5 protein-coding genes, 1 tRNA gene and 1 pseudogene are annotated in these 7,161 nt (G+C 67.3%); 3 read left to right on the top strand and 4 right to left on the bottom strand.

The features are described from left to right. From AC1D2K_RS26095 to AC1D2K_RS26105, 3 genes and pseudogenes are all read right to left on the bottom strand, one after another. Window positions 1–216: pseudogene (locus AC1D2K_RS26095) on the bottom strand (multidrug transporter); the annotation flags it as partial. Then, window positions 209–3,370: an efflux RND transporter permease subunit gene (locus AC1D2K_RS26100; protein ID WP_478092176.1), complete on the bottom strand. Its 3,162-nt coding sequence runs from the start codon at window positions 3,368–3,370 to the stop codon at window positions 209–211. The pseudogene AC1D2K_RS26095 and the gene AC1D2K_RS26100, both read right to left, overlap by 8 nt. Before the next feature lie 13 nt (window positions 3,371–3,383). Further along, window positions 3,384–4,619: an efflux RND transporter periplasmic adaptor subunit gene (locus AC1D2K_RS26105; protein WP_478092177.1), complete on the bottom strand. Its 1,236-nt coding sequence runs from the start codon at window positions 4,617–4,619 to the stop codon at window positions 3,384–3,386. 165 nt (window positions 4,620–4,784) lie between these two features. Here AC1D2K_RS26105 and AC1D2K_RS26110 point away from each other — a divergent pair, with 165 nt between their 5' ends. The 3 genes from AC1D2K_RS26110 to AC1D2K_RS26120 all read left to right on the top strand — a co-directional run bounded on the left by AC1D2K_RS26110 (window position 4,785) and on the right by AC1D2K_RS26120 (window position 6,308). After that, the gene (locus tag AC1D2K_RS26110; RefSeq protein ID WP_478092178.1) at window positions 4,785–5,423 is read left to right on the top strand and encodes a TetR family transcriptional regulator; all 639 of its coding nucleotides are present in this window, start codon (window positions 4,785–4,787) and stop codon (window positions 5,421–5,423) included. A gap of 40 nt (window positions 5,424–5,463) precedes the next feature. Further along, a tRNA-Arg gene (locus tag AC1D2K_RS26115) sits at window positions 5,464–5,538 on the top strand. Window positions 5,539–5,705: 167 nt separating this feature from the next. Further along, the gene (locus AC1D2K_RS26120; protein ID WP_478092180.1) at window positions 5,706–6,308 is read left to right on the top strand and encodes a hypothetical protein; all 603 of its coding nucleotides are present in this window, start codon (window positions 5,706–5,708) and stop codon (window positions 6,306–6,308) included. 87 nt (window positions 6,309–6,395) lie between these two features. Here AC1D2K_RS26120 and AC1D2K_RS26125 read toward each other — a convergent pair. Next, the coding region (locus AC1D2K_RS26125) for a methyltransferase, TIGR04325 family (protein ID WP_478092181.1) at window positions 6,396–7,161 on the bottom strand (766 nt) is incomplete at its 5' end.

The raw sequence follows: 7,161 nt of genomic DNA on the forward strand, positions 1-7,161 counted from the left end.
GTCGATCAGCTTGCCCAGCCGCGGATCGGTGAAGTAGTCCTGCCACGCGATGGTCGAGGCCAGTGGCTGGCCGGCCGCGGTCGGCGCCGCCGCCGCGTTGGGGAAGGTGGCCGGCACCGGCGCCGCCGGGCGCTCGTAGGTCGGGATCAGCGAGCAGCCCGCCAGCATCAGCGCGGCAGCGCCTGCGAGAGCCGTGGATATGAATTGCTTAGTCATGTTTTTCTTCCTCGATGCCGGCGGCCTGCGCATGGCGCTTGTCGGCCTCGTGTTGACGTTCGCTGCCCTTGAAGAAGGTGCGCACGACCACGAAGAACACCGGCACGAACAGCACGGCCAGCGCCGTGCCCGTGAACATGCCGCCCAGCACGCCGGTGCCGATGGCGCGCTGGCTCGCCGAGCCGGCGCCGGAGGCCAGTGCCAGCGGCAGCACGCCGAGGCCGAAGGCCAGGGAGGTCATGATGATCGGCCGGAACCGCAGGTGGGCGGCGGCGAGCGCCGATTCGACCACTCCCTTGCCCTGGGCCTGCAGGTCCTTCGCGAATTCGATGATCAGGATCGCGTTCTTCGCCGACAGGCCGATGATCGTGATCAGCCCGACCTGGAAGTACACGTCGTTCGAATAGGACCGCAGCATGGTCGCCAGCAGCACGCCCAGCACGCCCAGCGGCACCACCAGGATCACCGCCAGCGGGATCGTCCAGCTCTCGTACAGCGCGGCCAGGCACAGGAACACCGCCAGGATCGCGAAGCCATACAGGATGATGGCCTGCGAGCCGGCGAGCTTTTCTTCCCGCGACTGGCCGGTCCATTCGTAGCCGAAGCCGGCCGGCAGTTGCGAGGCAAGTTTCTCCATCTCTGCCATCGCCGCCCCGGTGCTGTAGCCCGGCGCCGTGCTGGCGCTGATGCGCATCGCCGGGTAGCCGTTGTAGCGCACGGTCTGTTGCGCGCCCGTGATCCAGCGCGTGCTCGCGAAGGTCGACAAAGGCACCGGCTTGCCCTGCGCGTTGAGCGCGTTCAGCTTGAGCAGGTCTTCCGGCTGCATCCGCGCCGGCGCATCGGCCTGCACCACCACGCGCTGCAGGCGGCCCCGGTTCGGGAAGTCGTTCACGTAGCTCGAGCCCAGCGCGGTCGACAGCGTCGTGTTGATCGCGTCGAAGGTCACGCCCAGCGCATTCGCCTTGTCGCGGTCGATATCGATCTGCAGCTGCGGCGCGTCCTCCAGGCCGTCGGGGCGCGTCTGCGTCAGGATCTTGCTCTGGGCTGCCATGCCGAGCAGCTGGTTGCGGGCATTCACCAGCGCCTCGTGGCCCGCGCCGGCGCGGTCCTGCAGGCGGAAGGTCACGCCGCTGGCGTTGCCCAGCTCGGGAATGGGCGGCGGGCTCAGCGGGTAGATGAAGGCATCGCGCACGCCCGACAGCGCTCCGAAGGCGCGACCGGCCAGCGCTTCGGCCGACTGGCCGGCTTCCTTGCGCTTGTCCCAGTCCTTGAGCGTCACGAAGGCCAGGCCTGCGTTCTGGYCCTGGCCCGAGAAGCTGAAGCCCAGCACGCCCACCATGCTCTGCACTTCGGGCTGCTTGAGGATGAAGCCCTCGACCTTTTTCATCACGTCGAGCGTGCGCTCCTGGGTCGCGCCCGGCGGCAGCTGCACGTTGACGATGATGTTGCCCTGGTCTTCCTGCGGCAGGAACGACGTTGGAACCCGCATGTAGGCGGACACCACCGCGCCGATGATCGCCGCGTAGATCACGAGGTAGCGCGTCGCGCGGCGCAGGATGCGCGACACCAGGCTCTCGTAGCCCTTGGCGGTGCGCGAAAAACCGCGGTTGAACCAGCCGAAGAAGCCGGTCTTGGCGTGGTGATGGCCGGCTTCCACCGGCTTGAGCAGCGTGGCGCACAGCGCCGGCGTGAGCGACAGCGCCATGAAGGCCGAGAAGCTGATCGCCGCCACCATCACGGCCGAGAACTGGCGGTAGATGTTGCCGGTCGAGCCGGCGAAGAAGGCCAGCGGCACGAACACCGAGATCAGCACCACGGTCACGCCGATGATGGCGCCCGAGATCTGCTTCATCGCCTTGCGCGTGGCTTCCAGCGGTGAAAGCCCTTCCTCGCTCATGATGCGCTCGACGTTCTCGACCACCACGATCGCATCGTCCACCACGATGCCGATCACCAGCACCATGCCGAACATGGTCAGCACGTTGATCGAGAAGCCGAGCGCCAGCAGCACCCCGAAGGTGCCCAGCAGCGCGATCGGCACCACGATGGTCGGGATGATCGTGTAGCGCCAGTTCTGCAGGAACAGGAACATCACCAGGAACACCAGCACCACGGCCTCGACCAGGGTCTCGGCCACCTGCGAGATCGAGATCTTCACGAAGCGCGAGCTGTCGTAGGGGATGTCCCATTTCACGCCCTGCGGGAAGAAGTGCGAGAGCTCTTCCATCTTGGCGCGTATCAGCTTGGCGGATTCGAGCGCGTTGCCGCTCGGCGCCAACTGGACGCCGATGCCCACTGCGGGCTCGCCGTTCAGGCGCGCCGAGGTCGCGTAGGCCTGGCCGCCCAGCTCGACGCGGGCGACGTCGCGCAGCCGCACGGCCGAGCCGTCGGTGTTGGCGCGCAGCACGATGTTGCCGAACTGCTCGACGTTGCTGAGCTGGCCGTTGACCACCACCGTGGCCGCGATCGCCTGGCCGCCCACGTTCGGCAGGTCGCCGATGGTGCCCGAGGCCACCTGCGCGTTCTGCGCCCGGATCGCCGCCGTGATGTCCGCCGACGACAGATTGAAGCCATGCATCTTGGCCGGGTCGATCCAGATCCGCATGGCACGTTCGGTGCCGAAGAGCTGGGCCTGGCCGATGCCGCGCACGCGCTGCAGTTCGGGCACGATGTTGCGTGCCGCGTAGTCGCCGAGGGCGATCGGATCGAGGGCCGGGTTGTCGGATGACAGGATCGTGAACAGCAGGAAGTTGTTGTTCGACTTGTCGACCCGCACCCCCTGCTGCGTCACCGCGGCAGGCAGGCGTGGCGTGGCGCGCGAGAGCCGGTTCTGCACGTCCACCTGCGCCAACTCGGGGTCGGTGCCGGGGGCGAAGCTGATCGTGATCGAACCGGTGCCGTCGGCCTGTGCCACCGACTCCATGTAGATCATGCCGGGCGAGCCGTTCATCTCGCGCTCGATGACGGACAGCACGCTGTCCTCCAGCGTCTGGGCGGATGCACCGGGGTAGGCGGCGTTGATGACGATGGCCGGCGGGGCCACCGGCGGGTACTGGGCGATCGGCAGCTGCGTGATCGCCACGCCGCCCACCACGAGGATGAACAGTGCGATCACCCACGCGAAGATCGGACGGTCGATGAAAAACTTGGCCATGCGGGCGGGCTCCTTACTTCGCGGCCGCAGCCGAGGCGGCAGGCGCCGGGGTCGCGGCGGCGTTCGGCCCGGTCCACGGCACCGCCTTCACGGGCGTGCCGGGCGGCATCATCTGCAGCTTCTGGAAGCCGTCGACCATCACCTGCTCGCCGGCCTTCAGGCCGTCGAGCACCACCCACTGATTGTTCTGGGCGGCGCTGATCTTCACCGTGCGCTTGCTCAGCTTGCCGTCGGCACCCACCACCGTGAGCGTGTCGCCCTGCTGGGTGCGAGTGACGGCCTGTTGCGGCACCGTGATCGCGTTGGTGGCCTGGGCCTGCTCGAGGCGCACGCGCACATAGAGACCCGGCAGCAGGTCGCCCTTCGGGTTCGGCACCTCGGCGCGCAGCGTGATCTGGCCCGTGGTCTGGTCGACTGTCAGGTCGGAGAACAGCAGCCGGCCGGGCTGCGCGTATTCGGTGCCGTCCTCCAGCACGATGCGCACGCTGGCCGCGTCGCCGCCGCTGGCGCGCTTGAACAGGCCGTCCTGCAGCGCGCGGCGCAGCCGCAGCACGTCGGTGGCCGACTGCGTGAAGTTCACGTACAGCGGATTGATCTGCTGGATCACGGCCAGCGCCGTGGCGTCGCTCTGGCCCACCAGTGCGCCCTCGGTCACCAGCGAGCGGCCGATGCGGCCCGAGATCGGCGCCGTCACGGTCGCGTAGCCCAGGTTGATCTTGGCAGTCTGCACCGCGGCGCGACCCACGGCGATATCGGCCTCGGCGGTCTTCTGCGCGGCCACCGCGTTCAGGTATTCCTGCTTGCTGACGGCATTGGCCTCGACCAGCGGCTTGTAGCGCTCGGCCAGGGCCCGCGCCTGCACTGCGTTGGCCTCGGCGCGCGCGAGGCTGGCCTCGGCGCTCCGCGCGGCGGCGGCGTAGGGGGCGGGGTCGATGTGGTACAGCACCTGGCCGGCCTTGACATCGCTGCCTTCCTGGAACACCCGCTGCAGCAGGATGCCCGCGGCCCGGGCGCGAACCTCGGCCACGCGGGAGGCCTCGAGCCGGCCCGGCAACTCGGTCACCAGGCCGACATTGGTCGGCGTCGCGACCACCACGCCGACTTCGGGCGCGGGCGGGGCACCGCCGCCGGCGCCTTTCGTTGCTTCGCCCTTGCTGCAGGCGGTCAGTGCGACGAGCACGACGGCGGCGGCAACGGTGGCGAGGCGCGGCGAAAACAACAACGGGCGCGAGACATGCAAGTCGGGCATGTGATTCCTTTGAAGGGAGAACGGGGACGGTGCTCGATCGCGCGGACGCCTATAGCAACCCGGCGATCTTGACTATCGGGAAAAGGGCCGTAGTTTACATACATTCATGGATGTATAGTGACGGCCTTGCCCAAGCGATGGATTCTAAGAAGGGGAGACGACAAAATGGTCAGACGCACCAAAGAGGAGGCCCAGGAGACGCGCAACCGCCTGCTCGACGCGGCCGAGGTGCTGTTCCAGGCCCAGGGGGTTTCCCAGACGTCGCTGCAGCAGATCGCGCACCAGGCCGGCGCGACCCGGGGCGCCATCTACTGGCACTTCAAGGACAAGGCGGCCCTTTTCAACGCCATGATGGAACGCGTCAGGCTGCCGCTGGAGGCCGAGGTCGCGAAGGCCGTGCTCGGCATCAAAGTCGGCCCGCTGGAGGACGTCGAGCACCAGATGGTCGAGGCGCTGAAGCTGATGACCACCGACATGCAGGTGCGCCGCGTGTTCGAGATCGCCACCCACAAGGTCGAGTACACGCACGACATGGAGTCGGTGCAATTGCGCCACCTCGCGACTCGAAACACCTGCTTGATCGACTTCGAGAGGGCGATGGTGGCCGACGCCCGCCGCACCCGCAAGYGGCTGCCGATCCCGGCGGCGGCGGCGGCCCAGGGGCTGCACGCGCTGATCAGCGGACTGATCCAGAACTGGCTGCTCGATCCGGCCGCCTTCGACCTCGTGGCGACCGGGCGCCAGACCTTCCGGGTGTACCTCGCGGGGCTTGGATTTACCCGGACCGTGGCGAGCGCCGGCTGATCGGCGATAATCTGAGGCTTCCGATATTCCGGAAGCACCTCTCGCTGTATTTCAACGGATAGAATTCGGCCCTCCGAAGGCTGAGATCCAGGTTCGATTCCTGGCGGCGGGACCAGTTACCTCTCTTGATCGGCTCTTCGAGTCTTCGAGCACCAGAAACCCGCACGTTCACAGGCGTCGCGGGTTTTTCTTTGCGCCGCACTTGCACCAAAGGGCAAGTGACAGCCCCTCTGCGCGCGCGTAAGGTCGGTGAGTGCGCCCACTCACCCACGCAGGTCAAACATGAACATCTACCAAAGACAGGCTTTGATCGCGGCATGCGCCGCGCTGACCCTTTGCGCCGGCACCGCCAGCGCGCAGACCGAGCCGGCCCGGAAAACCATCGAGCTCGAGGACGCCCGGGGCGGCTCGGCCGTGCTCTCCGTCACCGGCGAAATCACCGCGGTCGACGTGGCGAACCGCATCGTGTCGATCAAGGGCCCGAAGGGCAACATCTCCGACCTGCGGGTCGATCCGGCCGTGAGGAACCTCGAGCAGGTCAAGGTCGGCGACCGGGTCCGTCTGAGCTACCGCATCGGTGTCGCCCTGGCGCTGCGCAAGGGCGGCGACGGCATCCGCGAGACCGTCGAGACCGAATCGGCCGCCGTGGCCGCGAAGGGCGCCCGGCCGGGCGGCGTCGCCACCACGCGCACGACCATCGTGGCCAATGTCTTCGGCGTCGACCGCAAGAAGAAGATCGTCACGCTCAGGGGGACCATCGGCCAGTTGACCGACGTGCACGTGCGCGATCCGCAGGTGCTGCGCGAGGTGAAGGTGGGCGACCAGGTGGTGGCGAGCATCACCGAGTCGGTCGCGTTGCGCGTGCAGCCGGCACCGGCGAAGTGAGCGCGCGGCGCCGCGCTTCGTGCGCGGCGCCTGGCCCGACCCWTCCTCGATCGCGGCGGCGATGCGCTGCGGGCTTGGCGGCCATGTCTACCGCAAGTCGACCGCTATGTAGGGAGGGTCTCCCGCCTTGTCGGGGATGAGTTGGCTGTCCATGAAATACAGGCCCGTGAAGCTCGGGAGCGTGCGTTTCGAATCGCCGGTCAGGTACAAGGTGCGCTCGGGAACGGCCCACTTGTCCCAGAGCGTGTAGCCGACCTCCTCGATCTCCCTGATGAAGCGCCTTCGGTTGAAGACATGCAGCGGGGCGAATGAACCTTCGCCGATGTTTTGCGAGGTCACGAAGTCTTCGCCTTCGTAGAGAGGGAGCTTATTCAGCAAGATGTGCTTGGGACGCACCGCACACCGCTCCAGGAGCCGCCCAGGTCGCGCGTCCTCCATGTAGTGGATCGCGCCCGCCGAGAGCCAGATGTCACTGTCGGCCGCCATGACCGCCTGCGGCAGATCATCGTCGATGAATGACAAGGCGGCGGCAGCATTCGTGGCCGCCAGGCTTCGCCCGATGGAGACCATCGTTGGAAGCTCGACGACACGCCACGCCAAGGCGGCCGGCATATCGATGTAGCGGCGGTAGGCGTAGTAATGCACGCCGACCGAGCCACCAAAGTCGAGCACGCGGGTCGCACCGCCTCGAAATGCGCGCTCAAGCCACCACATGACAGGATAGTCGTACGGAAAGACCATTCTGCAGCGAATTTCGATGTGCGGAGTCGACAGCGGGGCATGGTCGAACTCCTTGCTTCGCGGAAGCCAGGCACGAGCGTCGGCGAAGCTGCCGAACACACCATAGTAGGAC

The sequence above is a fragment of the Variovorax sp. P1_H12_2 genome (assembly GCF_056405335.1).